At 54.2% G+C, this 24,944-nt stretch carries 30 protein-coding genes and 1 pseudogene; 15 read left to right on the top strand and 16 right to left on the bottom strand.

Annotated features, from left to right (window positions below; translation table 11 throughout):
• Positions 1-66 precede the first annotated feature (66 nt).
• The 8 genes from EG886_RS06805 to EG886_RS06770 all read left to right on the top strand — a co-directional run bounded on the left by EG886_RS06805 (position 67) and on the right by EG886_RS06770 (position 7,197).
• Complete coding sequence (locus tag EG886_RS06805) at positions 67-936, top strand: hypothetical protein (RefSeq protein ID WP_124727426.1); 870 nt, start codon at positions 67-69, stop codon at positions 934-936.
• Positions 937-948: 12 nt separating this feature from the next.
• Positions 949-1,575 (top strand): DUF4129 domain-containing protein, encoded by a 627-nt coding sequence (locus tag EG886_RS06800; RefSeq protein ID WP_124727425.1) that lies wholly within the window; start codon positions 949-951, stop codon positions 1,573-1,575.
• A complete protein-coding gene (locus EG886_RS06795) occupies positions 1,572-2,801 on the top strand; it encodes a DUF4350 domain-containing protein (RefSeq protein WP_164491706.1) in 1,230 nt (409 codons plus the stop codon). Before EG886_RS06800 ends, EG886_RS06795 begins: the two co-directional genes overlap by 4 nt.
• Positions 2,759-3,718: an AAA family ATPase gene (locus tag EG886_RS06790; protein ID WP_338134636.1), complete on the top strand. Its 960-nt coding sequence runs from the start codon at positions 2,759-2,761 to the stop codon at positions 3,716-3,718. The genes EG886_RS06795 and EG886_RS06790 overlap by 43 nt, the downstream gene beginning before the upstream one ends.
• Positions 3,684-5,039 carry a DUF58 domain-containing protein gene (locus EG886_RS06785; RefSeq protein ID WP_164491705.1) on the top strand — a complete coding sequence of 452 codons (1,356 nt, stop codon included), beginning with the start codon at positions 3,684-3,686 and terminating at the stop codon, positions 5,037-5,039. The genes EG886_RS06790 and EG886_RS06785 overlap by 35 nt, the downstream gene beginning before the upstream one ends.
• 156 nt (positions 5,040-5,195) lie before the next feature.
• Positions 5,196-5,750, top strand: coding sequence for a flavodoxin family protein (locus tag EG886_RS06780; protein ID WP_124727422.1), 555 nt, complete (start codon positions 5,196-5,198; stop codon positions 5,748-5,750).
• 34 nt (positions 5,751-5,784) lie between these two features.
• The gene (locus EG886_RS06775) at positions 5,785-6,735 is read left to right on the top strand and encodes an ADP-ribosylglycohydrolase family protein (protein WP_124727421.1); all 951 of its coding nucleotides are present in this window, start codon (positions 5,785-5,787) and stop codon (positions 6,733-6,735) included.
• A 135-nt stretch (positions 6,736-6,870) separates the two neighbouring features.
• Complete coding sequence (locus tag EG886_RS06770) at positions 6,871-7,197, top strand: DUF4870 domain-containing protein (RefSeq protein ID WP_241154405.1); 327 nt, start codon at positions 6,871-6,873, stop codon at positions 7,195-7,197.
• A gap of 47 nt (positions 7,198-7,244) precedes the next feature.
• Here the strand turns inward: EG886_RS06770 and EG886_RS06765 are convergent, their stop codons facing one another.
• From EG886_RS06765 to EG886_RS06755, 3 genes are all read right to left on the bottom strand, one after another.
• Positions 7,245-7,568 carry a GNAT family N-acetyltransferase gene (locus tag EG886_RS06765; protein ID WP_124727420.1) on the bottom strand — a complete coding sequence of 108 codons (324 nt, stop codon included), beginning with the start codon at positions 7,566-7,568 and terminating at the stop codon, positions 7,245-7,247.
• 15 nt (positions 7,569-7,583) lie between these two features.
• A complete protein-coding gene (locus EG886_RS06760) occupies positions 7,584-7,862 on the bottom strand; it encodes a hypothetical protein (protein WP_124727419.1) in 279 nt (92 codons plus the stop codon).
• Positions 7,863-8,009: 147 nt separating this feature from the next.
• Complete coding sequence (locus EG886_RS06755) at positions 8,010-8,831, bottom strand: serine hydrolase (RefSeq protein WP_241154404.1); 822 nt, start codon at positions 8,829-8,831, stop codon at positions 8,010-8,012.
• Positions 8,832-9,013: 182 nt separating this feature from the next.
• Between EG886_RS06755 and EG886_RS06750 the strand changes: the two genes are divergently transcribed.
• The gene (locus tag EG886_RS06750; RefSeq protein ID WP_124727417.1) at positions 9,014-9,868 is read left to right on the top strand and encodes a DUF5131 family protein; all 855 of its coding nucleotides are present in this window, start codon (positions 9,014-9,016) and stop codon (positions 9,866-9,868) included.
• A gap of 67 nt (positions 9,869-9,935) precedes the next feature.
• On the opposite strand, the gene EG886_RS06745 is transcribed toward EG886_RS06750, so the two are convergent.
• Positions 9,936-10,946: a stage II sporulation protein M gene (locus EG886_RS06745; RefSeq protein ID WP_164491704.1), complete on the bottom strand. Its 1,011-nt coding sequence runs from the start codon at positions 10,944-10,946 to the stop codon at positions 9,936-9,938.
• A 91-nt stretch (positions 10,947-11,037) separates the two neighbouring features.
• Here EG886_RS06745 and EG886_RS06740 point away from each other — a divergent pair, with 91 nt between their 5' ends.
• The 3 genes from EG886_RS06740 (at position 11,038) to EG886_RS13715 (ending at position 13,033) form a co-directional block, all read left to right on the top strand.
• A complete protein-coding gene (locus EG886_RS06740) occupies positions 11,038-11,829 on the top strand; it encodes an RDD family protein (RefSeq protein WP_124727415.1) in 792 nt (263 codons plus the stop codon).
• Positions 11,830-11,906: 77 nt separating this feature from the next.
• Complete coding sequence (locus EG886_RS06735; RefSeq protein ID WP_124727414.1) at positions 11,907-12,863, top strand: GAF domain-containing protein; 957 nt, start codon at positions 11,907-11,909, stop codon at positions 12,861-12,863.
• Positions 12,860-13,033 (top strand): hypothetical protein, encoded by a 174-nt coding sequence (locus EG886_RS13715; protein WP_164491703.1) that lies wholly within the window; start codon positions 12,860-12,862, stop codon positions 13,031-13,033. The genes EG886_RS06735 and EG886_RS13715 overlap by 4 nt, the downstream gene beginning before the upstream one ends.
• 982 nt (positions 13,034-14,015) lie before the next feature.
• Here EG886_RS13715 and EG886_RS06730 read toward each other — a convergent pair.
• The 3 genes from EG886_RS06730 to EG886_RS06720 form a co-directional block, all read right to left on the bottom strand.
• Positions 14,016-14,360: a hypothetical protein gene (locus EG886_RS06730; RefSeq protein ID WP_124727413.1), complete on the bottom strand. Its 345-nt coding sequence runs from the start codon at positions 14,358-14,360 to the stop codon at positions 14,016-14,018.
• Positions 14,357-14,560, bottom strand: a complete 204-nt coding sequence (locus EG886_RS06725; protein WP_124727412.1) for a PHP domain-containing protein — start codon at positions 14,558-14,560, stop codon at positions 14,357-14,359. The genes EG886_RS06730 and EG886_RS06725 overlap by 4 nt, the downstream gene beginning before the upstream one ends.
• A gap of 65 nt (positions 14,561-14,625) precedes the next feature.
• A complete protein-coding gene (locus tag EG886_RS06720; RefSeq protein ID WP_124727411.1) occupies positions 14,626-14,955 on the bottom strand; it encodes a hypothetical protein in 330 nt (109 codons plus the stop codon).
• A 195-nt stretch (positions 14,956-15,150) separates the two neighbouring features.
• On the opposite strand from EG886_RS06720, the gene EG886_RS06715 reads away from it, so the two are divergent.
• Positions 15,151-15,576 carry a hypothetical protein gene (locus EG886_RS06715; protein WP_124727410.1) on the top strand — a complete coding sequence of 142 codons (426 nt, stop codon included), beginning with the start codon at positions 15,151-15,153 and terminating at the stop codon, positions 15,574-15,576.
• Positions 15,577-15,674: 98 nt separating this feature from the next.
• Here the strand turns inward: EG886_RS06715 and EG886_RS06710 are convergent.
• The 3 genes and pseudogenes from EG886_RS06710 to EG886_RS06700 all read right to left on the bottom strand — a co-directional run bounded on the left by EG886_RS06710 (position 15,675) and on the right by EG886_RS06700 (position 17,771).
• Positions 15,675-16,048: pseudogene (locus EG886_RS06710) on the bottom strand (GIY-YIG nuclease family protein).
• Entirely contained in the window at positions 16,045-16,833 is a 789-nt protein-coding gene (locus EG886_RS06705; protein WP_124727409.1) for a DUF2087 domain-containing protein, read from the bottom strand. Before EG886_RS06705 ends, EG886_RS06710 begins: the two are co-directional and overlap by 4 nt.
• 176 nt (positions 16,834-17,009) lie before the next feature.
• Entirely contained in the window at positions 17,010-17,771 is a 762-nt protein-coding gene (locus EG886_RS06700; protein ID WP_124727408.1) for a MerR family transcriptional regulator, read from the bottom strand.
• 143 nt (positions 17,772-17,914) lie between these two features.
• Between EG886_RS06700 and EG886_RS06695 the strand changes: the two genes are divergently transcribed.
• Both EG886_RS06695 and EG886_RS13710 read left to right on the top strand, forming a co-directional pair.
• Complete coding sequence (locus tag EG886_RS06695; RefSeq protein WP_124727407.1) at positions 17,915-18,475, top strand: thioredoxin family protein; 561 nt, start codon at positions 17,915-17,917, stop codon at positions 18,473-18,475.
• Between the two features lie 16 nt (positions 18,476-18,491).
• On the top strand, positions 18,492-18,668 hold the full coding sequence (locus EG886_RS13710; protein WP_164491702.1) for a hypothetical protein: 177 nt from the start codon (positions 18,492-18,494) through the stop codon (positions 18,666-18,668).
• A 186-nt stretch (positions 18,669-18,854) separates the two neighbouring features.
• On the opposite strand, the gene EG886_RS06690 is transcribed toward EG886_RS13710, so the two are convergent.
• The 6 genes from EG886_RS06690 to EG886_RS06665 all read right to left on the bottom strand — a co-directional run bounded on the left by EG886_RS06690 (position 18,855) and on the right by EG886_RS06665 (position 24,943).
• Positions 18,855-20,045, bottom strand: coding sequence for an FAD-dependent monooxygenase (locus EG886_RS06690; protein ID WP_124727406.1), 1,191 nt, complete (start codon positions 20,043-20,045; stop codon positions 18,855-18,857).
• Positions 20,046-20,073: 28 nt separating this feature from the next.
• Positions 20,074-20,688, bottom strand: a complete 615-nt coding sequence (locus EG886_RS06685) for a PadR family transcriptional regulator (protein WP_164491701.1) — start codon at positions 20,686-20,688, stop codon at positions 20,074-20,076.
• 178 nt (positions 20,689-20,866) lie between these two features.
• A complete protein-coding gene (locus tag EG886_RS06680) occupies positions 20,867-21,007 on the bottom strand; it encodes a hypothetical protein (RefSeq protein WP_206425352.1) in 141 nt (46 codons plus the stop codon).
• Between the two features lie 309 nt (positions 21,008-21,316).
• Positions 21,317-22,432 carry a Ger(x)C family spore germination protein gene (locus tag EG886_RS06675; protein ID WP_124727404.1) on the bottom strand — a complete coding sequence of 372 codons (1,116 nt, stop codon included), beginning with the start codon at positions 22,430-22,432 and terminating at the stop codon, positions 21,317-21,319.
• Entirely contained in the window at positions 22,429-23,529 is a 1,101-nt protein-coding gene (locus EG886_RS06670; RefSeq protein ID WP_124727403.1) for a GerAB/ArcD/ProY family transporter, read from the bottom strand. The genes EG886_RS06675 and EG886_RS06670 overlap by 4 nt, the downstream gene beginning before the upstream one ends.
• Entirely contained in the window at positions 23,507-24,943 is a 1,437-nt protein-coding gene (locus EG886_RS06665; protein WP_241154403.1) for a spore germination protein, read from the bottom strand. Before EG886_RS06665 ends, EG886_RS06670 begins: the two co-directional genes overlap by 23 nt.
• Between the last annotated feature and the right edge of the window lies 1 nt (position 24,944).

Raw genomic sequence — 24,944 nt, 5'->3', positions numbered from 1 at the left:
ACGTCCGACTTTTTTTGAAAAAACTCTTCTTCATTCAGTTATAATGAATTCGTTGGAGGTGATTTGGTGGCCGGGTTGCCGACATCGTATGTTCCCTGCACGTTTCGCGAGCTGTTGGACGGAACATTCCGATTGTACCGAAAGCATCTGTTTCAAATCTGGTTGTTCAGTTTCTTGATCGTGACGCCGCTTTCGGTATGGTATTACGACGGATACGTCGATTACATGTACGTGGATCCCCCCGATGCCGCGGATGCTGTCATCCTCGATCTGATCCTTGAAAAACTGATTTGGGATTGCGTTTTGTTCCCTGTGATGATGGCCGCTTTCGCCCTTCTTCCCGACTCGGACGAGTGGTCATTCAAAGCGGGGTTTTCTGTGCTGCGGCGGCACATGAAACCGCTTTTTTTCGTCATCCTCCTGTTTGTCGTCATCCATGGGTTGTCGGCGCTTCTGATGACGCTTGCGGTTTCCGCGCCTTTGGAATCATTTGAAAACCACGAAGGTTTCATCGGTGTTTCCGCGGAGGCGGTGGCTGAAGGACTCATGTGGTCCACGTTTCCGGCGATGCTGATTGTCATCCGTCTGGCATGGATCTTGCCGATGGTCGTAAAGAACCGGACGCGGCTCGGGACGGCCGTGCGCGAAAGTTGGAAGCTGTGCCGGGGGATGGTGCTGAAAACGGTCGGAAGCCTTGTTCTGATCGCAATCGGATCTCAGCTGTTGATTTACGGATGGTTTTTCATGGAGGAAATCCGCCTCTCCGTCGGAATCACGGATCCGGAGTGGTTGTGGAAGGGGCTGCACTATTTGTACGTGGCCGTGGTGGTGCCGTTTTTGGTTCCCGTATCCAATCTCTTTCTGATCCTTCTGTACAGGGACCGGGAAGGGAGACTTCGCGGAACGGACCTGTTGGAACAATTCCGGTCATCCTGACAGAGCCGGGAGGTGATCAACATCAAGGCAGACATGCAAAAAGCCCGTGAACAGCTGGAAGAAATTTTGTCCGGTTCCGAGTTCAAGCGCAGCGAATTCGGGCAAAATTTCGAGGGTCTCGATGACTTCCCCGTGTCGGGCGAAGCTCCGGTCGGTGATTCTTCTTTTTCGGAATGGTTTTCTGCTCCCTTGATCCCGCACTTGAGCGGAGTGGAGTGGATGATCTGGGGGACGCTGGGCGTCAGCCTGGCGGTGATCCTGGTCTGGTGGCTCTGGAATTACCGCAAGAACCGGCCGGTTTCCCGGAAGAAGCCGAACGAATCACGGACGGCGGATTGGCAGGAAGCCGCCGAACACATGGTTTCCAAAGGTGCATTCCGTTTGGCGCTTCGGGCCCTGTTCGTCGGGCTTCTTGAGTTTGCATTCCGGGAAGGAAAATTGAAACGTCATCCGGCCAAAACCAACGGGGAATACAGGGAAGAGGCGAAACGGAATTGGCCGGAAAGCGCGGAAGATTTCCGTGAGTTGAGCCGAACGTTCGATGAAGTATGGTACGGAAATCGGGCGATCGGAAGGGAAGAACTGGAGAGATATCGCCTCCTCACCCGGAAGCTGACAGGGAGAGGGGAGTCCGGATGAAGGTCAAGTTCAAATTCAAGCCGCTTCTCATCATCATCGGTGTGATTCTGCTCGCCGCCCTGCTGATCACGCTGTGGCCGAAGAGCAACCGATTGCCCTGGTCCTCCTTGAATGCCGGGGCGGAAGGAACCAAAGCGTTGAAACTTTTGCTGGAAAAAAGAGGAGTGAACACCGCTTTGTGGGAAGACGATTACACCAATCTTCCCGGGGAGACGGGTTCCACCCTGATGATCATCCATCCTTGGACAGAGCCTCCCGCCAAGGAAGTGAAGGAAAAGATCCTGGAATGGGTGAGGAAAGGAAACCAATTGATTCTGTGGACGCCTCCCGACTCCGCTTGGGCGAGTGAATTCGGTCTGGAAGGAGACACATGCCAATCGGACTTGGTTTTCATGCCCGTCACGAAACAGGCGGACAACCCTTGGTTCCGGGAAATCCGGCAACTGAGATGGCCGGATCGACAGTGCATCACCAATACGGATCATGAAGTCCTGCTGGGGAATCACTCCGAAGAGATCTTGGTGTCGATGAAGCGGGAAGGAAACGGTCAACTGGTGTTTGTTCCCGAGCCGTATATCGTTTCGAATCAAGGGCTGGATCAGGCGGACAATCTTGCCGTTCCCCTCGGATTGGTGGAATCATTCGGGAATACGGTATATTTTGACGAAACGGTTCACGCCGCTTTCGCGAAGCCCCCTCAATCCCGCCCCGCCGCTCCCTCCTTTGAGCCGGATCCGTCCGGCGATGAGGCGTCGGGAGTGAAATATCCGCCCATCGTTTGGCTGATCGTTTTCCAACTGCTTCTTCTCACGGGATTGTGGCTTTACGCCCGCGGAAAACGGTTTGGAGCCCCGCGATGGGAACAGGCCCGCAAAAAGCGGGAAGGACAGTCCCAAGTGGATGCCATGGCCTTCTGGTTGATGCGGGTCGGCGGTTCCGCGGAATTGCTTCGCAGACAACAGAAGCGTTTGGAAAAAGAGGTCCGGGCAGCTCTCCGGATCCCCGACTCTTTGCCGGAACAACGGCTGGTCGAGGAGATGAGGGCCCGTTTGGGTGAACATTTTTGCGCCTCATGGAATGAGATCTGCGGAACCATTTCGGGACTGAAGGGAAAATCCGTTTCCGAAGGACTTTTGGTACGCTTGTACAACGAAATGAACGTTCTGAGAAAGGAGCTTGCCACGTGGAAACCCCGATCGAACAACTTTCCCGCATCCAAACGGTGACGAACCGGATGATCGAGTCCTTCGGCCAATCCGTCATCGGTCAAGCAGAAAATTTCCGCCTCCTGTGGGCAAGTTTGCTGGTGGGCGGACATGTGTTGCTGGAGGGGGTGCCCGGCGTCGGGAAAACGTTGATGGTGCGATCCCTGGCGCAACTGGTTCGATGCGATCACCGGCGGATCCAGTTCACGCCGGACCTGATGCCTGCCGACGTGACCGGAACCAAGGTGTACGATTTGCAATCGGGCCGTTTTTCCACACGGAAAGGGCCCGTGTTCACCGACATCCTGATCGCGGATGAGATCAATCGTACGCCGCCCAAAACCCAATCCGCGCTCCTGGAAGCAATGGAGGAGCGACAGGTGACGATCGACGGGGAAACGTTTCCTCTTTCGCCCGTCTTCTTCGTGGTCGCCACCCAAAACCCGCTGGAGCATGAAGGGACCTATCTGCTTCCGGAGGCGCAGGTGGACCGGTTTGCGGTCAAGTTGCTCGTCGGTTACCCGGAAGAGGCGGAAGAACGGGAGCTTCTGCTCACATCCGGGATCACGTCCCGGCGGGAACAAGGGCTCGAACCGGTGACCGATGCGGAAGAAATCCTTGAGATGCGCCGCGCGCTGGAGAAAGTACGGGTGGAGCCCGACGTGGCCGGATATGCTCTGGAGATCGTGCGTGCCACCCGGAGACATCCCAAAATCATCCTCGGCGTGAGTCCGCGATCGGGAATCGGATTCCTGTCGCTGGCCAAGGCGGAAGCAGCCATGAACGGGCGGGATTACGTGACCCCGGATGATTTGAAAAAGGTGGCCAAACCGTCACTTCGCCATCGGATTCACCTGCATCCCGACGGCGAACTGGAGGGGTGGAGTGCGGACGATGTTCTCGATGAAATTCTGGAGACCGTTTCGGTTCCCCGGTAAGATGGCCATCCTCCCGGCTCCCCGCCTGCTTCTCCTGCTGGTCATCGGCTTTGCGGCCACCTTCGCGGGAGCTTTTTTGGGGTTGGGTTCGCTGTTTTTTGTGATCGGTACGGGCGTTGCGTTGGGCCTTTCCCTGATCGATGTCCGGTCACTTCGATCGATGCCGACCATCACCGCCAAGCGTGAAACGGATGCGCTTCATGAACTGGGGAAGGAACATCCGGTTCGCATTCATGTCACGGCTTCCGAGCCTCTTTCGCTCATGATGTGGGTCCAGGATGATTTCCCGCAAGGCTTCCGGATCGATCGGAGAACCATGCCGGTGAAGTGGGAATCCGAAACCGGGAAAACGGTCAGCTACACGGTCTCTCCACACCGGAGAGGAAAACACCGGTTCGGGGACATCCACTTGCGGTTGACCAGTCCTCTCGGGTTTCTCATCCTTCAACTCACGGTGCCTGCGGAAGAACACGTCCAGGTTTTTCCCGTGCTCGATCCGGTCCGCAAGGCGCGACGAAGATATTACCGCGAGCAAATGGAGCAGGAAGGGATTCCCCATCCCCGGACATTCGGAATGGGTCCGGAATTTTCCCATCTGAGGGAGTATCAACCCGATGATGAGCCTCGCCGGATCAACTGGATGGCTTCCGCCCGTCACGGAAAACTGATGACCAACGTCATGCAACCGGCGACCGGTCATGAAGTGGCCATCCTGCTGGATGCAGGTCGGCTGATGGGGGTGGAATACAACGGCCGTTCCCGGCTGGATACCGCGCTGGAAGCTGCGCTGGGTTACGCCGCAGTGGCCTTACGGAGAGGAGAAAGGGTCAGTCTGACTGCCTTTTCCGACCGCATCCACGTCCGGATTCCGCCGGCCAAAGGCCTGGCACATCTGAAGCGGATCATCGAGGAAACCCACGACCTGGCCCCGCGCTATGCGGAAACCGATTTTCAGGCCGGCTGGGACGCCGTGCAGAGTTTTCACAGGCCAGGGACATTGGTCACGGTGTTCACCGATGCCTCGGCCGCCGGGTCTCTCACGTTGCCGCCTTTGATGACCACCATCCGGAAAAAGCATGCGATCTTGTTTGTCACCATGCAGGAACCGGAGCTTTTTCGGGAACCCGACCGGCTTCCGGAAAACGAAAAAGAGGTCTTCCGCCACTTCGTCATCCGGCAGTTGCTGGAACAAAGAGCCCGGCGTCTCGGACAGTTCCGTCGCTTCCATGCCACCGTGCTCGACGTGGAGCCGGATGCTCTGGCCGATCGGGTCATTGACGCGTACCTGATGCTTCGGATGCGAACGGGAGCAAGAATTTGACGACAACGGTTGCCGCTTTCCGCATTTGCGGACGGCAACTTTTTTTGCGTCAAAGGAGTGAACGCGCATCAATCGGGACTTTTTCATGTGATATACTATCGTCATGAATACCGTGTCGCGGCGGGTCGTGAACCGGTTTGTCTGGGAGGGAAAAAGGTGAAAATTGCGGTCATTTGCGGAAGCTCCCGCTCCCGCGGGAATTCGGAGGCCCTGGTGGAAAGGGTGCTCAAGGACCTGGACGCCGAATGGATTTTTCTCCGGGATCATCACATCCTGCCCATCGTGGACAAGAGGCATGACGAAGAAGGGTTCAAGCCGGTGGATGATGACTACCACGACGTGATCACGCGGATCATGCGCCATGATATCCTCCTGTTCGTCACGCCCCTGTACTGGTACGGCATGTCGGGTTTCATGAAAAATTTCATCGATCGCTGGTCTCACAGTTTGCGGGACACCAGATATGATTTCAAATCTGCCATGAACGGGAAAATCGCCTATGTGGTGATCTGCGGCGGTGACCGGGCCAGGGTGAAGGGATTGCCGCTGGTTCAGCAATTTCAGTACATTTTTGACTTCATGTCGATGCGATTCGGAGGTTTTCTCATCGGGGAAGGGAGCCGACCCGGGGATGTTCTTCGCGACGGACGTGCTTTGAAAGAAGCCGAATGGTTGAATGTTGAGCTGAAACAACGGGTTTCGCAACAATGATCCGGTTTTCGAACATGTGCAAAGGAGAGAAAACATGATCGGCGCAGGGAAAAAAAGAGAGAAGGCGGCCGGAGGAATGTGGGGACTTCTCGTGGCCGACGCAATCGGGGTTCCGTACGAATTTCATGACCCTTCGGAGATCCCCGCCCTGGAACAACTGGAGATGTCCCCGCCCGCCGGGTTTCGAAGGAGCTATCCGCACGTTCCTCCCGGAACCTGGTCGGATGACGGAGCACATGCGCTGGCATTGCTGGATTCCTTGCTCAGCACGGGAGAAATGGATCCGGAAGATCTGGTGGAGAGGATTGCGGGCTGGTATGAGCGCGGGGATTACGCGGTGGATGGTTTGGTGTTTGACGTCGGTCTTCAAACTTCCCGGGCCATCCGGGCATACCGATCCGGCACGCCCGCCACGGAAGCGGGTTCCGTGGATCTGGAAGCCAAGGGAAACGGAGCCTTGATGAGAGTCTTGCCGCTGGCTCTTTGGCATGAAGGGACGGATGAAGAGCTGGTGTCGGACGCTCATTTGCAGGCACTCGTCACGCACGGTCACCCCACCAACCAAGTGTGTTCCGCTCTGTACTCCCTCTGGGCGCGGCGTCTCTTGAACGGAATGGAGGATGCGGAAGAAGCCTGGTTCAGTGCGGTGGAGGCCCTGCGCGGGCTGTATCCCGAGGATTCGGTATATCGAGAGGAGCTCGAATATGCCATCCGCCCGGATGAAGACATCGAACCGGATGGAAGCGGCTATGTGGTGAACGGACTCCGGGCGGCCCGATGGGCATTGCGTCAGGGGTCTTACGAAGAAGTGGTGAAATATGCGATTTCCCTGGGGGATGACACCGATACCAATGCGGCCATCGCCGGAGGTCTGGCGGGGATTCGTGACGGAATCGGGGCCGTTCCCGAGAACTGGTTGAGCGCACTGCGCGGGAAAGAGCTCGCACATCCCCTGATTGAACGACTGTTGGAGCGTTATCAGTGACAACTTTTGACCGGGAGCCGGCGTGCGGAATGTGCCGGCTCCCGGTTTTCTCATGCGGTCGGCATCGCCGGCGGAGAAAAAGGGTAAACATGAATGAGAAGCATGGTTACATGTTGACGGAAAGGAAGTGTGGAGTTGGACACCCAGAAGCTGGTTGATCCCAAATGGTTGAAAATACTGGTACACATCAGCACCTGGTTTGCACCGGTATTGTTGCCGCTGATCGTTTTTCTCGTCTCCGATGACAGGAGCGTTCGCAAGTTGTCCCTGCAAGCCCTCCTGTTCCATGTCATGATGTGGGTTCTCGCCGTCATCGGGTTTGCGCTCATCATCGTGCTGATCGGTATTCCGATGCTGATTGTTCTGGGGATTGCTTATGTGGTGGTCCCGTTCATGGGAATCATTCGCGCGTGGCAGGGGCGTGACTTCGACTATCCGATCGTGCGCGCGTTCATTCGTTGAGGAAACATGAAAAACCGGCCTGTATTCAAGGCCGGTTCATTTGTGATTCAACGGCCGGGCAACCCGGATTGTCGCTTATCATTTCGAATCCTCATGCCCGTTGCCGGTTTCATCCCTGATTTTTCGTGAAACGGCTGCAACGTTTCGTCGCACAACACCTCCACCATGTAAAGCCTGTTCAGCTCATCCGGCATGAGTTGGACCCATTGCGTTCCGATTCCCCGGTTTCGATACTGCGGCAATACCTCGAGCAAGGGGATGTACGCCGACAAAACGCCGTCACTGACGGCATTGATGAAGCCCGCCGCTTTCCCGGAATCTTCATCGACTGCCAATACCACAGCGACGTGGTATACCGTATGTTCATTCATTCCTCCTGCCGCCGGTCATTCGGTGTTCTTTTTCCTCGCTGCGGAAGTTACGAAGATCGAAACAAGGGAAAGGATCGCATAGGCAATGCCGTACAAGAACCAGGAATCCACGTTCGCTTGGAACGTTGACCACGCAAACCCTGTTTCGTCAATGAAAAGCACAAGCGGCAGCAAAAAGGACGGAACAAGCGCGGCGAATCTCCAATTGTACAAAAAGAGATGGAACAACACGCCGAGAATCACCGAAATCAACGGAAAGATCACAAAAAGAACGAGCGTGACATCCTTCAACAAGTTTTTCGCCCCCATTTCGGATGACATGTTCCAAAACGAACGAAACGATTTCCCGTGAAGAATCACCTGTTTTTCTCAATCCGCAATTTTCCAACGACTTCGAAAGAACGGGTGTCGTGATGCACATTCGGTACAGCCGGCACGGTTTCAGCCGGGCTCTCTCATCCATTCGTAGGCCCGCAAGCCCAATTCTCCCAGGCAAGATCTTGCCGTGCGAATGTCCAGTCCTTCGCTGAGAGCCGTCACCGACAGAGCACGACCTCCGACATACAAGATTCCCGCATCGTGCAGGATCCGGTTCACTTGTCCCGTTTTGTGCGCCCACTCCCACAATGGCTGGAGACCAACGATTCCTTCCGGATGTTTCGGCGGCAGCAGAGAAGGAAGTCCGGCCGCATCTTGCTGCTTCTTGAGAGTGCGGATCATTCGCCGGCTGGCGTGAAGGGAAACGGCTTCACCGCGGGCGATTCTCCGAAAGCAGGCGGCCATGTCGGCGGCGGTCACGACATTCACGTTTTCCAAAGGATACGGAACGATCATGAGCGGGTTGTGGAACCGACTGTGCCGCATGCCCAGTTCGACCATGGTTTTTCGGATGGTCTCCGTTCCGACGCGGCGGATCAGCATGTTGGTGGCCGTGTTGTCGCTTTGAATGATCATCAGGGTCACCAAGTCCCGGATCGGGAGTCGAATTCCCGGTGAAAGGTGCTGAAGGATCCCGCTTCCCCCGACTTGGTCTTCGAGCGACAGCGGCCATTCCTCTTCAAGGGTCAGCCGACCGGCCGCTTCCTCCCGATACACGGCCGCCATGATCGGGACTTTGATCAGGCTGGCAGCATAAAACAATCGGTCTTCGTTCACAGTCCAACGCGTTCCCGTTTGCAGATCTTCCACCACCAGGCCCCAGGTGCCGGGAAGCGTTGACTTCCACTCATCCAGCTTGCGGAAAAGTGACTCGATACGTGCCAAGTTCATTCTCCTTTTCCAATGGATTGCGAATGACCGGATTTTCGGATAGACTCAGATCATCGGGAACTGTTGTTCCCTTTCGACTTCCGGGAACCGACCCGAATGCGGCTTCCCGGCCGACTTGCGAACCCGTGGTGCTTGATATGAGAAACGACGCCATCGAATTTCGGGAGAGATGAGACATGAATCACAGCGGGGATCATTGCGTGGACAAGACAGACAATCCGGTGGTGGTGGCCGGTACGGGTGGACACTGGTGCCGGAAAGTTTCGGAGGGGTGCCTCCATTGTTACGCCGAGTCCATGAATTTGTCCCGGACTTTTCCCTTCGCAAGCGGATTGGCGTATCGCGGCGATCCTCCAAAACTCGTGTTGCGGGAAGATGTGCTGGATTCCTGGCGGCGCGCACGCAAGCCGGCCAGACGGTTTGTCGGCAGCATGACGGATTTGTTCGGGGAGTGGATCCCGCAGGAATGGCATATGAACATATTTGATGCAATGGCCGCAAGCCCTTCCCAGACGTTCCTGCTGATCACCAAACGTCCGGCGGGGATGTATCGGGCCGCCCGCGCCTGGTGCGAAAAGCGGAAAAGATCCCGCTTGCCGGCCAATGTGTGGTGCGGTGTCACCACGGAGAATCGGAGACGGGCGGAAGAAAGAATCCCCGTTTTGCTTGAGATTCCCGCAAGGATCCGTTTTCTGGTGGCGGAACCTTTGCTCGGGGAAATTCCCGGCCTGCCGGGAAAGGTGGATTGGGTGATGATCGGGGGAGAGACCGGATCCCGGGCAAGAGCTTGTGAAATCGAATGGATCCTGTCTCTGGTTGGTGTTTGCCGGTCTTCCGGCATTCCCGTCTTTGTCAAACAACTGGGTTCACGGCCGGTATGGAAGGGAAGACCGGTCCGGCTCAGGAAGGCGGACGGATCCGACCCCCGCGAGTGGTCCCGTTTGCACGAAGATCTTCGGATCCGTCAGTTTCCCATTCTGTCGGAAGATGAATGTCAAACCCCCGATTTGTTTGATTTCACATGGAATTGAATCAAAACGTCACACGTCGTTCCGCATGCACGGAAGAATGACCCGGCCGCCCGGAGACGCCGACGTTTCAGGCAGCATTCCCGGTTTTCGTCTCTTCGGCGCGGATGACCCCGTGCCTCAGGAAGGGCCGACCGAAATACAACACCAAAAGCACGAGCGTGAGAAAGGCGACCAGATATTTGGTCCAGTGCGGCCAGTCAAGCGGTGTGATGTATCCTTCGATCAAGCCGGCCACCACCAGCATGGGAACAATGCCCATGGCCAGCTTGACCGTGACCAGTCCTTCACGGATCAGCGCTTCTTTCCTCGGCAGATCTCCGGGAACAAACAGGCGCCAGGCAAATGCCAATCCGGCGGCTCCGGAAATGAAAACGGCCGTCAGCTCAATGATGCCGTGAGGCCAGATGAACGCAAAAAACTCGTAGCTCACTCCCGATTTCATGTAAAAACCGCTGAGAGAACCGAGCAGCATGCCGTTGTAAAACAATACGTACACGGTTCCGATCCCCAGCAGAATTCCGTAAGCGAAACATTTGAATGCCACCAGAATGTTGTTCACCATGATTTCCGCGGACACGAGGGCATGATCCCAAACAACCGGATCGCCCACGTCTTCCGGATCGGCCCAACCAAACTCGGCAGGCAGAAAGTAAGACATGTTTTCAAAGTCCTGCCAGGTAACAGCGAATGCCAATGCCGAGCCCGCGAAAAAAAGGAGAAATGCCGCCAAGACAAATCCGAACCGTTCGTGGACCAAATCGGGAAATTCCCGCCACACAAACCGGAACAACCGCCTGAACAACCCTTTGCGAACGGTGGCCCCGTACAGCACATTGTGTGCACGAACCACAATCTCTCTCAGTCGTTTCGTCACTTCATGGCCGGGAAAAACGGTTTCCGCGTGAGCATAATGCGAGGAAGTCATTTGGTACAGTTCCCAGGTCTCATCCAGCTCATCCGGAGACAGGGGGGCACCTTCTCCGGAGAGCCTCCGTACCAGCGAATCCAATCGTTCCCAAGAGGCCTGGTGATCCCGGACAAAATCTTTTGAACGACGGGTCCTCACGATCCTTTCCACATTGTTGCCCTCCATCAGAAAGTTCGCCTGACACTCGATCATTGAGATTACCATCTTATTGTATAATGAAAACGTGAAAAAGGGGGATTTCATGAAAAATATCACCGAAATTCATACTCCCGAGAACGTCAGGATTCCGGTGGAAACCGCCGGATTGTTTACGCGCGGGATGGCCAAGTTGATCGATTTGTTGATCGTGGCCGGAGCATTCATCCCGCTGGGGATGCTCATGATCGGCATGAGCATGTTCTCTGAATTCATGGCGCTTACGTATGTGGTGGCTTCCGCATTTCCGTTGGCTTATTTCGTGGTGACGGAAACATGGATGAGAGGGCAGACGCTCGGGAAAAAACTGCTCGGAATACGGGTTGTCAGTGACCACGGAGGACATCCGGGACTGGCTGCGGTGATTTTGCGCAACCTGATGTTGCTTGCCGATCTTTTGCCGTTCGGTTTTCTGTTCGGGATGGCTTCCATCTTTTTGAGCCGACGGGAGAAGAGACTGGGGGATTTGGCGGCGGGAACCTTGGTGGTCATGGAGCTGCGGGAAAAGGAGGAACTGGAACTTTTCCATACCGATCCGTGGCTGACCCCCAGGGAAGAGGTGATTTTGAAGCAGATACCGGTATTGAGCGGACACCGTTTCTCGGTACTCCAGTCCTTTTTGATCCGCAGAAAAGAATTGAAACCGGATGCCCGTGAAAAACTGGTGCAAAGCATGTTGGAGGCATGGTGGCCGGAAATCGAAACGAAACCCGGGTATGAAGAAGCGTTCCTGGAAAAAGCGTACCTTTACTTGCGGCAGAACGCGTATCCTTCCGACTTGCCGCGAATCATCCGAATTCCGACAGATCCGGTACGGCATCAGGCGCGTTCCGCCTGAACACGAATGAACGGCGCAAGTCGGATCCGGGTCCGGAAGCACGGCGAATCATCCGGAAGAGCGGGGGAGACGCGAAAATGGAAGATTTGCTGAAGTTGTTGGACCGCTTTGATCAAAGTTCCGGTTGGTTCATGGATTTTTTGGCATTGGTGATGGCCGCGGCGGTTGTGGCCATGTTGGGAATCCACATCCATCGTTTCGCCACCGGCAAAACCGACTGGCTTGGCCGGACGCCCCAGGAAGAAGATGCTTCCGGCCAAGTGGCGCTCATGCAGCTTGAGGTGTGCAGGAATGAAAATGAGGATCTGAAAAAGCAGTTGGCACTTTCCCTCGCTGAAAATCAGGATTTGCTCAGGCTCCTGAAGGAGTTCGAACAGGAAACGGAAACCCTGAAAAACCGACTGGAGACGTCCGACAAAAAGGTTGCCGCACTCAAAGAATTATACGAAGAGCTGGATCGCCGGTTCGCCGACGAAACCTATACCATGACGCAGATCATGTACGCCATGGACGAAATCAACCTGGCCGTATCAAATCCCGAATACTTTGAGCGCAACCGGGTGGACGTTTGCATGAACATTTTGGATTATCTCATCAATACCATCAAGGATTTCCGCTCCAAACAACCGCGGGTCACCATCCATGTCAGGCACCCGGACAGAGATGACGTACTGATCCATTATGCCCATTCCACCGGACACAACCACTGGGTCAAAAGGTACCAGCCGCCGGTGGACGGAAGCGCGGCCGGAAAGGCTTGGAGGACGGGAACTCCCGTCTACATCCCGGATGTGAACGAACCGGGCGTGGAGTATCATCGCAAAGAACATTCCCAGAGGCTGTACCGGTCGATTCTGTCCGTCCCCATCATCGCCGGGAACGAACTTTCGACGCGCATCGCGGTGTTGACCATGACGGGCGCCCCGGTGGATGCGTTTGACAAAACCGAGATGGAGAGAGTCCTTTTGTTCGCGTCTCTTTTGTATCCTCTCATCCACATGGATCTCGGCAGAAGGGGAGAGATGAACGGGTGAAACTTCCTGACAGACTTCCCCCGGAAGAACGAAAACGGCTCAATCGACTGGTCCGGGAAGGCAGGATCACGTGGAACCAGTTTGTGAACCGGATGAGAAACGGATGGTTCGACCAGGAACGCATGCTCCTGAAATCCAAATATCAGAAGTGGTTGAAGGAACACGAATAATCAGCCATCGTTGAACGGCGACGATTTTTCATCTGAGCCTCCTCCGGGCATATTCGGCAAGAAGGTCCGGGGGAGGCCTTTTGATTTTTCAAGATGAAGAGTATTTTTGGCGCCCCGCTGCAAAAGGGCTTCATGTTTCCGATGAGTCAGGGACCTGGCGGGCCGATTGTCCGGAATCGGAGTCGTACGACATCGAAGACGTGGCGGGTTTTGCCAAAGCCAAAGAATCCCGGGAAAGCATTTTCCGATTGCGTGAGGAATGGGAATCAGCGACAGACGCGTTATCAGACCGGGATTGGAACTCCGGCGATCGGACCAAATGGCCTTTCACAGATCGTCCGTTCCACGAGTTGGCCGCTTGGTTGAATTTGGAGTTGATGAAAAACGCGGCGGAAATCGGCTATTGTCGGTTCCTTTTCGCCTCTCGCCAAGGATGAACACGCCGCTTTCTTCCGACAGAGAGAAAAAGACTTGGGGTGCATCTTGAAGCAACCCCGGTCTTTTTGTTTTTATCGCAGCTTTCAGCTGTTCGCTTGTCTTCTTCCGACTCTCCATATCCCGGATTCCGGTTGATCATGACGATCCAAAATACAGCACCCCCGGCCATTCGTCCGCCATAAAAATCTTGGTCATTCACGCGCGTTTCTTTTTGATTTCTCAAAACCATAGATAACTTTTCTTATTGAGAATAAAAAGCGGCTCTCCGGACCAAACAAGGTGAATCCCGAAGAAAAAAAGAGGGCCCGTCGCTCCTGTATTGTTGTTTTTTAAGGTTACAAAAGAAACATTTTGAAACGTTATATGCGGAATCGGCGGGGAGTGGCCGCTTGGGCGTCCGTATACTGGCGCCGATGACAAAAGTTTCAAGTTTGTGTTGAGTGTCCCGCCTGGGTGATCCCGTCATACAGCCGAGGACGAATCATGATTTATTGATCTTCATGTATTTACCGTCGCGAACTGAAAAAGACGGCCACTCCGGCCGTCAAATCACTTCTCCGTGCAAAGGAAGGATATTCCTTTCATGGAATCCCGCGATCAGCTCACCCAAAGCCACCCACAGACACTCTTCCTCTTTCCTGCCCAACCGCGCCGATGCGTCGCCCATCAAGAATGCCCAAGCTCCCAAATACAGCACACTCATTTCCATCTCATCTTCCAGTAACCTGAAAGCCGCACGGATGTATGGCTTCATCTCGTTGAACACTTCCCACAGCGTCCCCCAATCTCCCTGTGCTTCCGCCACCAACACCCGGGGACGAACCCGACGCCATTCCCACATCAGCCGACGTACGTGCCAATGGTCGAAGTACTCTTCCTGACTGATCAAATCGTGTCGCCCTCCTTCATGATTGCCACGCGGCCGTTACACCACTGCTCCGGAGGATGTTCAGTCAACACATATATCTCAAATCCCAATTCAATGGCTCTTTCAATATATTTGGCTGTTTCTTCTCCGGAACCATGCGGGCAATAGTGGGTGTGGGTATGTCCATCTGTTTTCATGTTTTTTCTTTGTCTGTTTCCCATTCATCGGGCCTCCTTCGAAATGAACCGAAAGCCGTCACACCGCTGAACCTGTTTTGGACAGATATTTATGGACATACAAGTCCTTGAACATATATCTCATGGCGTACCACCGGCACTCTTCTTCTTTCCACCCCGATTCTTCCGCCCGACTTGCCATCCCGACTTGCCATGCAGAATGCCCAGCCCGTCAAATTCACCGTGTTTGGTTCGTCGTCTCCCATGACCAACCGAAAGGCGTCTCGGATGTACGGCCCCAACGCTTTGAACTCCAGCCAAAGTGCACCCCAATCTCCTTGCGTTTCCGCGACCAGCACCCGAGGGCGAACCCGCCGCCATTCCCGCATCAGTCGTCGAACATACCAATGGCGCATGCAATCATCCCGCAGTTCGCTCATTCACTCCCCCTCCTCAAGATGATTGTATCATGGAAATGATTGGTTTGGTTTGATGGGATACAAGGATATGGGTTTATCCAAGGAGCCTTGAGGAATATATTGTCAGAGGGTGAAAACAGTCGGCAAGCAGGTGAGGTGTGCCCTTGGGCAAGAATTCGTTGATGCATATCAATTCTTGAACGGGGAGGAGTCATGTTGCAAGAGAAACGACAGAAGATCATGAATGCAGTGGTGATGCTTTTCCTTGTGATGGCTACGCTGGGTGTGTTGCATTGGTTTGCACAGCAACAAGAATCTGCCGGTGTCAATGGCCAAGTCGGTTCAGAAGAAATGATCCGTCAGTACCTTGAGCAAACAGATCCCTTTGTCAAGAAGCTCACCGCAAACGACGTGACGGTTGAAGAAGCTGAAAAAGCATTGCAGGAATTGTCTTCGCTCTCTGTTCCCGACGAGTTGAAAACTTGCCACGAAAAAACCGTCAGCTTGGCAAAAAACCATGCGGCCCGTAATAAAGGAACGAACAATGATGCGAAGAGCAGAATTGCGGATGACTTGCATGCGCAAGCAGCAGAAGTGGAACAATGCAGGACACAAGCTCTTCAGGCATCGTCAGATCATTGATGCGCAGATCGAAGGAGTCGGATCAGATCCGACTTTCTTCTTTCGTGCGACAAAAAGGCCCCTTTTTCGGGGCCCCTCCTTTCAACACCACTAACCTTTCATCCCTCACGAGGCGCCGGTTGTTTGTTGTAACCGCGCTCCCCGAAAGGCTGAAGTTGGTTCAGCCATTTTTCTTCCAGTTTCTTCAGTTCTTTTTTGGCATCGAAAAACGGATCATCCTTCGGAGGTTTCAACACTTCCAGCACCTCGAAAGCGAATGCGTTCTCCCCGAGTTCACTCCAGTCCCGCTGAAGATCATTGTTCATGTGGGCCCCCGTGTTCAAGCGAATTTGACTCCGTTCAGGGTTTTCAGATTCAGAGTGCTGCTCACGAACATTTTTTGATCGCGGGTGTTGGTGATCCGATAGACACCCGCTTGCGGTTTGGTCTCCTTGAACTGCAGTTTCAACTCTTTTTTCCGGTCCGTGTTCATTTCTTCATCCCTTCCTTTTCGGGAGTGAATCCCGTTTTCAGCCAATAGCTGCTTCCGTCTCTCGTCCGGTCCAGAAAACCGTATTGGATCAGGGACCTCCGAAGTGTGACAAAGTCTTCGTGAACGGCTTTCAACACGTCGTTGATCTCCTTCTCGGTATACACCCGTTCCACCCGGAACCGTTTGGCGATCTCCCGAAGGATGACCAGTTTTTGCTTTTCTTTGGCCGGAATGGCGGAAAGTCGCCCATTGATTCCGGCCGGAAAGAATTTTTTCGCGATTTGATCGTATTCTTCCCGGGTGATGTTGTATCGATCATCCACCATGGTGGCGGTCTTGTGCACCGCCACGAAGCCGGAAGCCTGCGGATCCCGTTCTTTGAGGAGCTCCATCAGCACGAGAAACACCTTGCCCTGACGCTCTTTCTCTTTCAGCGCAAAGCGATGGTTGCGGATCGTCGAGGCACTTCCGATTCCCGTTTCCAGTTGGATTTCCCTGTCACTTTTCCCCTGATAAAACAGGCGCAACAGCCGGTTTTGGTGATCCGTCAAACCGGTGAATTTCTTGCCCAGGTGGATCAGGTGATCAAACACCGATCCGTGAGCCTGTTCGATATGAATGCGCGTGTATCGCTCCGCTTCAACCAACACGTCTCCGACGGGATAAATGATCCCTTTTTCAATGCTCTTGCCGCAGAGAAGACAGATGTATCGATCTCCTTCTTCGGTGTATCCGCGTTTCAGTTCTTCCAGGGAAGCTTCCCAAAAACGTTCCCATAGATCCATCTTATAGACACATCCCGTTTATGTTTATTATATATATTGGATGATACATGTTGTTGTTTGTTTTCGTCAAGCAAATCCCGCTTTTTGCGGACAAAAATGAAAAAACCCCCGGGATCTCGTCCCGGAGGTCGATGACTGGCACTGATGACCGACGGCGAATTTCCGCGTGCAGCCCATCACTCTTTGACGCCGGTGTAGTGCAGAATCGCATCGCGCAGAAACTCGGCCATGCCCGGCTGTTTTTCGTAGTAGGCCTTGAACCGTTCGTCTTCCACGTACATCTTTGCCACGCCCGCATGCGCTTCTTTGTTGTACCCGTTCCAGAAGAAGGTCAGCCACCGTTTGTGCAGTTCCGCCACTTTTCGGGCTTTCTCGCTTGCGGGATCCCCTTCGGCAAATGCTTCGGCCAGGGCTTTGTGGATCTCTTCGCTGAGACGGGTGACTTCTTCGTACTGTTCCGGGGTCATGTCCAGCACTTTCCGGTTGGAGGCTTCCACGGCTTCGTCGCCGTATTTCTCCCGGATCTCCCGGCCGTATTTTGCTTCGTTTTCTTCCACCCATTTGCGCTTGAAGCCTTCGAATTTTTCACGATCCGTCATGGTGATTTTCCCCTCCATCGATGCCAACGTTTTTTCCACGTTGGCAATCAGAATGTCCAGTTGATGCCGCTTGTCGAGGAGGCGTTCACGGTGTTCCTGAAGAGCCTTGACCCGGTCGAAATCCGGGGAGGTGATGATTTCCCTGATTCGCTCGAGAGATACCCCGAGCGCTTTGTAGAAGAGGATTTGCTGCAGCAGGTCCACCTCCGCCTTCCCGTAGATGCGGTAACCCGATGAATTGATCCTGGCCGGCTTCAGGATGCCGATTTCATCATAGAACCGCAGGGTTCTCGGGCTTACACCGGAGAGCCGGGCCAGTTTCTGAACCGTGTATTCCATCTTTCATCCCTCCCGACACCCTTACTGTACACCTTGACGCATGCGTAAAGGTCAACACCTTTTTTGTCGCGAGCGGAGATATCCATCCGAAACATGTTGTGATACCATGAATTTGAAACAATCCCGTGAAAGGAGCGAATCAAATGGCGCGTACCGAATCGAACATGATTCCTTTGGGAGAAAAAGCTCCGGCCTTTTCCCTGCCCGACGTGGTGAGCGGAAAAACCCGCACGCTGGACGAACTCAAATCGGACATCGCCACCGTCATCATGTTCATCTGCAATCACTGCCCCTTCGTGAAGCACGTGCAGGCAGAACTGGTCCGTTTGGCCAACGATTACATGCCCAAAGGCATTTCGTTCGTGGCCATCAACTCCAACGATGCGGAAAAGTATCCCGACGACTCTCCCGAGCGCATGAAAGAAGTGGCGGAAGAACGGAAATACCCCTTCCCCTACCTGTATGATGAATCGCAGGACACCGCGCGCGCGTATCGGGCCGCATGCACCCCTGATTTCTACATATTTGACAAAGATCTCAAGTTGGTATACCGCGGTCAATTGGACGATTCCCGCCCCGGGAACGATCTTCCCGTGACGGGCGCATCCATCCGGAGTGCATTGGACAACCTGTTGGAAGGAAAACCTGTCTCCGCGGACCAAAAGCCCAGCATCGGCTGCAACATCAAATGGAAAGAGTCCTGATTTCGAGGTGAGATGTTTGGACAAGAAGTATTTGCTCGATATCTCCATCCAGGATCTGAAGCAGTCCGCCAACATTTTGCACCGCGCGGCAGACCGGTTGGATGACATCGGGCACGAGAAAGCCTATACGCTCAACACGTTGATCGAAGACATCGAGTCGTTGATCGAAGAACTGGAAAACGGCGACGAATGAAAAAAACAGCCTCCTTTCGGGTGCTCAACCTGAAGGAGGCTGTTATTGCTTTGCGGCAGGTTTGTCACGCTTCGGTTCATTCAGCGAGTTTCCGCTGTGTCTGCCCATTCTTAAACGGAAGTGTTCCGTCCGCAACCCGGCATCCTGTGCCGTGAAACGGTTCCGTCATCATTCGACGTCACCTTCTCATCCCTCGACCGGTTCATCCCAATCCAACTCGTATTCCACCAGCCATTTGAGAGAATCAGGATTGGCGAACCATTTCAGGGCCACCGGCATCACAAGATCCCGGAACCACCTTGCGACCGGATTGGACACGGTCTTGGTGTTTCCCAATTTCCTTGAATACTCCACCACTTTTTCCGCCCTGTCGCGACGGAGTTCCTCAAATCGTGCGAATGCCGCGGAAGGATCCGGAATGTCCCTGATGCATTTCGCCAGAACAAGCGCGTCTTCAAGAGCGAGCGAAGCTCCCTGGCCGGAATTCGGAGAAGTCGCGTGAACCGCATCGCCGATCAACACCACCGGCCCTTTGTGCCAAACGCGTTGATGCAGGATGTCGTGGATGGGGAACACCCCGATTTCGGAAGTCGAAGAAATGATGGTTGCGGCGGGGCCTTTGTCGTCGGCGAACAGCTCTGTCAGTTTTCGTTTCCATTCTTCCGACGGAATCCGTGACAATTCCCTCCGGGTGGGATTGCCGGGATACTCCACGTTTGCGAACCAGTACACCTCCCCGTCCTCTCTCACGAGATGTCCGAAAAACGCTCGTTTCCCAAACATCATGTGTTGTTCGCCGATGGTGGGAGAAAGGCCGGGAACTTTTGTGAATCCTCCGACGCTGAGCAATCCGGTATATCCCGGATCAGGTGCTTCCGGATCGATGATCCGTCTCGTCGCCGAATGAATTCCGTCAGAACCGACAAGCAAATCCCCGCGCTCCTTCGTTCCGTCGCCGAAGAAGGCCGTCACGCCGGTCTCATCCACTTTCAGATCCGTCAGTTTTTTTCCGTACGCCACGTCAACTCCCGCATGCCGGGCATGCTCTCTCAAAATGCGCTCCAGGTCTTTGCGCTTGATCACCGTTCCGGCGTGATCTCTCGTGCCGTTGCTGACCACCCCCAACCGTTTCCCGCTTCCGCTCCACATCATCATGCGGGAACAGGGAAATCCTTCCGCCGCGATCCGTTCATCCACTCCCAACATGCGGAGAACCCTCAGTCCGTTGGCTGCAACATTGAGAAAAAGACCGCTGTAAGCGTCGGGTTCCTCCCTGGATTCAAACACCACCGGTTCCATGCCGATTCGTTTGAGAAAGCAGGCGACGGCAAGGCCGGCGATGCCTCCTCCGATCACCAGAACTTTCTTTTTCTCCATGGGATCCCCTCCCTTTGAACGCGGAAAGTCAATCTTGCTCAGGTTCCATCGTGATCTTCCAGGTTCTGTGCCCGTCGGAAAGCCGCGTCAATGTCCCGTCTTCGATTTGCCGGATCAACCGCCGAATCCACTCAAGTTCCGCTTCCAACAGCTGGATCGCGTACTCCTCTTCGATCAGGAACAGACGGTCCACTCCTTGATCCAGTACCTCCCGAACGGAACCTTTCATTTCATCGACTTGCTTTTGCAGCGCCTCAGCTCTTTCTTTTAACAGTGAGGCCGCATCATCCGGACGCAAATGCGCAATGAACGCAAGTCCAGCGGCCAAATGGGTGTATTCTTTTTCCGGTTTTCTGAGCAGCGTGCACAACCAATCAAAGAACTCTTCCCGTCCCTGTTCGGTGGGAGCATAGATCGTCCGTTCGGGATGATTTCCCACCTTCACGGTCTCAAGCTCCCGAATCATTCCGCGTTGTTTGAGAGATTCCACACAGGAATACAGGGACCCGGTGTTGAGGCGGATGGAGTTGGACAGGCCTCTTTGCCGCATGATGGAAGCGATTTCGTACGGATGCATCGGCCGTTCGTGAAGCAACGCAAGAACGGCCAGTGAAAGCAGGTTGGATCTTTGCCGTTTGGGCATGATTCGATCTCCTCCGACCATTACTCAACATAAACTATTCTATATAAAATATATTCGGTGAAGCGATTTTTGTCAAATGGGAATTTTCCCAATCTACATAAAAAACCGCTTGAGCCTCAAGCGGTATCATGAATCGAAAAAACAGATGCGATTGTCCGATTGCGGGCAAGGAGTCTGGTCACCGAAGGCCGATGTCAACCTCCGCCGCAACCTCCGCCACAACCTCCTCCGCAACCTCCTCCGCAGCCGCTACCGTCCCCTCCGCCGTCTCCTCCACCATCTCCTCCGCCGTCCCCTCCCGTACCTCCGTCGCCATCATCTCTGGATCCACTCATGAAAAAAGGCACGTAAAAAATGCTGCTTCCCTGGTGGATCGGTTTGTGGTGCGCCGTCCGTTTTTTCTTTCTCTTTTGAAGGCGTTTGGACGCGGATTTGATGATGCTTCTCACGGCTCCAAGCACCAATAGGAACAGGAACAAGATAAAAAGAAGGAGTTCAAACATACGCTCCCCCCTGTTCGCCGGGTGTCACTTCTTAAATATCACAAAATTTATGAATCAAAACCCTTTTTTCTTTCGTGAAAACAAAACCCTCTGCCAGAAAACGGACAGAGGGCGGATTTCTTCGCTCAGTTGATGACGCCGTGAGACACGATTTTCACTTCGACCTTCGGTTCGAATTTCACTTTTTGATAATCCCGATCCCACCTTTTCTTTGCCCAAACTTCGGGATGGTAGGCGATCAGCTCCCTTCCGATGCCGAAGACGTCGCAGTTGGCCTCCTGAAGCTTGTTCAACACTCCCCGGGCTTTTTGGGTCATCAGTTTCGACAGGTGTCCGGAAAGCCCTTTGGTCTCTTCATCGTCCAAATGATCGTCCGGATATTCAATGGCATTGACGAACATCTTGAGCTGCATCTTCACCCGGACATCGCCGCCGGGGCCGGGGAGTACCTCCATCTTTCTGTCCACTTTTTCCACGTCGATGGTGATGTAGTTCTCGGGGTGAGTTCTCTTGTTGTCGTGAACGGGAAGGGTCATTCTCACGATGTCACCGAGTTCGCCTCTCATGATCTGAAGCAGGATGGAATCCTGCCCCCACAGCACTCCGTTCATGCGATGACCGCTGAACAGCGCTTGACCGGCCACTTCCACTTCGCCCTCTTCGGTTTTTCGTACGTACGGAATCGTGAAATCCTTTCCGGGGTCCAGCATGGGCGCGCAAATGCTTTGGATGTTTTCTCTGGGCACCAGACTTTTTTCCGCTTCGCTGTTGAGTGTTCTGTCAAGGTATTCCGCGATCAACATGCCTCCGACCCGTCTCATGGCAAGAATGTCGGCGGCTCGCCCTTCCGCCACCACGATGTGAGCATTCAAAGCGCTTTTGGGATCTCTGTAAATGACATCGAGATGGGGATAGATGTCCTTTTTCGCCAATTCCTCACCGAGGAGAATCACCCGGTTTTTGTAGGAACGGTATTCCCCGGCGATTTTTCTGTCCAGGTTATCCCGGGCTTCCCTCGTGGTATTTCCGATTCCCGAATAGATTTCGTTTTGCGGTTCGGCTTGAAAACCCGAACCTTTCACTTGGCGAATGATCACCGTCTGAAGCTGTTTGCCGTCTTCCGTGAGATCCAATCCGGCGGCGTACACGAGCCTGGCTTCTTTCAGTTGATCCTGATCCCAGCATCCTCCGAGAAAAAGCAGGGAGGCCATCACCAGCAAAACCGCTTTCCTGTTTTTCATGATCTCCTCCTCCACATGCGTTTCAGAGCCGAAATGCCCAAAAACAGAAGCGGGATCCCGAGGAAGAACAGGTAGCCGCTCAGCGAAGCGATCTGGCCGAGAATCTTTGTGGCCTCCGGATCTGAAAACAAGCCTGCCATGATCGTTGAGCCGATGGTCAGCAACCCGGCGCTTTTTCTCCGTACGTTCACCCGGTCGCCGAGCAGCTCCTGAATCCCGATGGCGGTGAGATGCACGTACGTGATATAGGAAGTGAGTACATTCACCAGCCACAGCGTCAGGAAAAGCAGGTCAATCCGTTCAAGGATCCGGAACGTGTAAGACTTCATCATGTACAAGACAGGTTCCTGAACCATCAAGATCTCCTGCGGTGAAAAATAGATGACCGAGCTGAACGTGACAAAGGTGTAAAACGCCACCACCAGCCACATGCCGATCGAGCCGGCCCGGAGCACATCCCGGCTCCCTCCGCCGATGAACGGATACAAGATCAGGATCACTTCGTAACCGACCATGGCCAGGAAGGCCTCGTGGCTCCCGATCAAGATGTTCTTCCATCCGGCTTCCGTGAGGGGGAGCATGTACCGGATGTCCACGTCGAAATAACTCAGGAGCACGAGTGTCACCAGCACAAAAATCAGATAGGAGATCGGCACCATGAACCGGGCGATGATCCGGGTGTTTTCCTTGCCAAGATACAAACCCGATCCGGCCATCAGCGCGAGGATGACCCAGCGGGGAGTTTCGGTCAGAACCCACCGGCCCACGATGTCGGTGAACAGGATCAGGATCAAGGCGCTGGTCATGAAAAAATACAGGAGATACAGAACGGCGAGCCCCGTTCCGATCCACTTTCCGGCAAGCAACCGCAAAATCCCGTACAATGTGTTCTTCGGATACCGTTTGTTCAGACTCCACTGGATGAACAGCGTGATCTGTGCGATCACGCCGGCGATGATCGTGGAAATCCACGCGCCTCCACGGGAGAGCTGATGAACGTTGTAAGGCAGAGACAAAATGCCGACCCCAACCATGGCTTGGATGACGAAAAAGGTGAACTGCGTCGGGGTGATTTTATGTTTTTCCTGGATTTGCATCTTTCTGCCATTCCCTTGAAATGTCTTCTTGTTTCGAACGTTGGGGGTGGGCGTCTTTCGGCCTGCGGTTCATCAGCCAGACCGGGAAACGGATGAACGTGTCTTTCAAATCTCTGACCTTCAGCGGTGCCACCGGAGCGAAATACGGCGTACCGAACGATTCGAGCTTTGCCAGATGGGCCAGGATGATGATCAAGCCGAGGGCCACCCCGACGAAGCCGAACAAGGCTGCCGCAAACATCAGCGGAAAGCGCAGTGTCCGGATCGCCGTGCTCATTTCGTTGGCCGGGACCACAAAGGACGAGATCGAAGTCGTGGCCACCACGATGATCATGGGAAGGGAGACGAGTCCGGTTTGCACCACTGCGTCTCCGATCACCAGACCGCCGACGATACCGATGGTCTGGCCGACTCTGCTCGGAAGGCGAATCCCCGCCTCCCGGATCAGCTCGATGGTCAGCTCCATCAGCAGTGCCTCGACGATCGGGGGAAAGGGCACCCTTTCCACGCTGGCTTTCACCGTGTAGATCAATTCCGTCGGCAAAATCTCCGGGTGAAATCCGACCACGGAGATGTACAGGGCCGGCAAGTTGAACGCGATCAAAAAACTGGCCAGACGGATGAGCCGGACGAAAGAACCGACAAACCAGCGAGTGTGAAAGTCATCCGGTGTCTGGTAAAAAGCAAACAGCGTGACGGGCACGATGATCGCCGTCGGGTCCCCTTCCGCAAGAACCGCCACCCGCCCTTCCATCAGATGCGCGACGGTGCGGTCCGGACGTTCAGTGTACAGTTGCTGGGGAAAGGGCGACCAAGGGTTGTCTTCCATAAACTCGGACAGAAACCCCGGTGAAATCACCGCATCCGAGGATATGGCTTTCATCCGTTTTTCCACTTCGTTGACCACACCGGGGTCCGCCAGGTCATTCATGTACACAATCGCAAATCTCGTTTTTGTCACGCGGCCCAATTCCACATACTTCACGGTGAGTTGGGGCGATTCAATTCGGACGCGGATCAGATTGAGATTGATCTCCAGATTTTCGACGAATCCGTCATGCGCGCCGCGCACGACCCCCTCGTTCATGGGTTCATCGGGAGACCGGTGAGCCACATACAAGGTGTTCACCAGCATCGCCCGGGGGCTGCCTTCGAGGAAAATCGCGCAATATCCCTGGAGAAGCGAGATGACGACGGACTCGACGGTGTAGTCTTCCTTCAGTTGCGAAGACGTGACCACTTCTTCCAAGGGACCGTGCATTTTTTCGGAGATGGGCTTCAATATCTCACGTTGCAAGCGGTCCTTGTCAACCAAAGAATCCAGATAAATGAGGATCCCGTTTCTGTTGTTGAAACGGATTCTCCGTTTTTGCAAATCCGATGTATGAAACAGCAGTTTTTTGACATGATTCACA

This window comes from Staphylospora marina (assembly GCF_003856495.1).
Classification (GTDB): Bacteria; Bacillota; Bacilli; order Thermoactinomycetales; family Thermoactinomycetaceae; genus Staphylospora; species Staphylospora marina.
Note: the sequence above shows the minus strand (reverse complement) of the source record. Positions and strands in the feature narration are given on the sequence as shown.

Bases quoted from the DNA above. Each gene is read 5' to 3' on its own strand.
- EG886_RS06750 (WP_124727417.1), top strand. From the start codon at position 9,014: ATGAATCACAGCGGGGATCATTGCGTGGACAAGACAGACAATCCGGTG.
- EG886_RS06680 (WP_206425352.1), bottom strand. From the start codon at position 21,007: ATGATGGCGACGGAGGTACGGGAGGGGACGGCGGAGGAGATGGTGGAG.
- EG886_RS06785 (WP_164491705.1), top strand. From the start codon at position 3,684: ATGAAATTCTGGAGACCGTTTCGGTTCCCCGGTAAGATGGCCATCCTC.
- EG886_RS06705 (WP_124727409.1), bottom strand. From the start codon at position 16,833: ATGGATCTATGGGAACGTTTTTGGGAAGCTTCCCTGGAAGAACTGAAA.
- EG886_RS06670 (WP_124727403.1), bottom strand. From the start codon at position 23,529: ATGCAAATCCAGGAAAAACATAAAATCACCCCGACGCAGTTCACCTTT.
- EG886_RS06720 (WP_124727411.1), bottom strand. From the start codon at position 14,955: ATGAGCGAACTGCGGGATGATTGCATGCGCCATTGGTATGTTCGACGA.
- EG886_RS06695 (WP_124727407.1), top strand. From the start codon at position 17,915: ATGGCGCGTACCGAATCGAACATGATTCCTTTGGGAGAAAAAGCTCCG.
- EG886_RS06685 (WP_164491701.1), bottom strand. From the start codon at position 20,688: ATGCCCAAACGGCAAAGATCCAACCTGCTTTCACTGGCCGTTCTTGCG.
- EG886_RS06690 (WP_124727406.1), bottom strand. From the start codon at position 20,045: ATGGAGAAAAAGAAAGTTCTGGTGATCGGAGGAGGCATCGCCGGCCTT.
- EG886_RS06795 (WP_164491706.1), top strand. From the start codon at position 1,572: ATGAAGGTCAAGTTCAAATTCAAGCCGCTTCTCATCATCATCGGTGTG.
- EG886_RS06740 (WP_124727415.1), top strand. From the start codon at position 11,038: ATGAAAAATATCACCGAAATTCATACTCCCGAGAACGTCAGGATTCCG.
- EG886_RS06675 (WP_124727404.1), bottom strand. From the start codon at position 22,432: ATGAAAAACAGGAAAGCGGTTTTGCTGGTGATGGCCTCCCTGCTTTTT.
- EG886_RS06765 (WP_124727420.1), bottom strand. From the start codon at position 7,568: ATGAATGAACATACGGTATACCACGTCGCTGTGGTATTGGCAGTCGAT.
- EG886_RS06775 (WP_124727421.1), top strand. From the start codon at position 5,785: ATGATCGGCGCAGGGAAAAAAAGAGAGAAGGCGGCCGGAGGAATGTGG.
- EG886_RS06735 (WP_124727414.1), top strand. From the start codon at position 11,907: ATGGAAGATTTGCTGAAGTTGTTGGACCGCTTTGATCAAAGTTCCGGT.
- EG886_RS06725 (WP_124727412.1), bottom strand. From the start codon at position 14,560: ATGGGAAACAGACAAAGAAAAAACATGAAAACAGATGGACATACCCAC.
- EG886_RS06700 (WP_124727408.1), bottom strand. From the start codon at position 17,771: ATGGAATACACGGTTCAGAAACTGGCCCGGCTCTCCGGTGTAAGCCCG.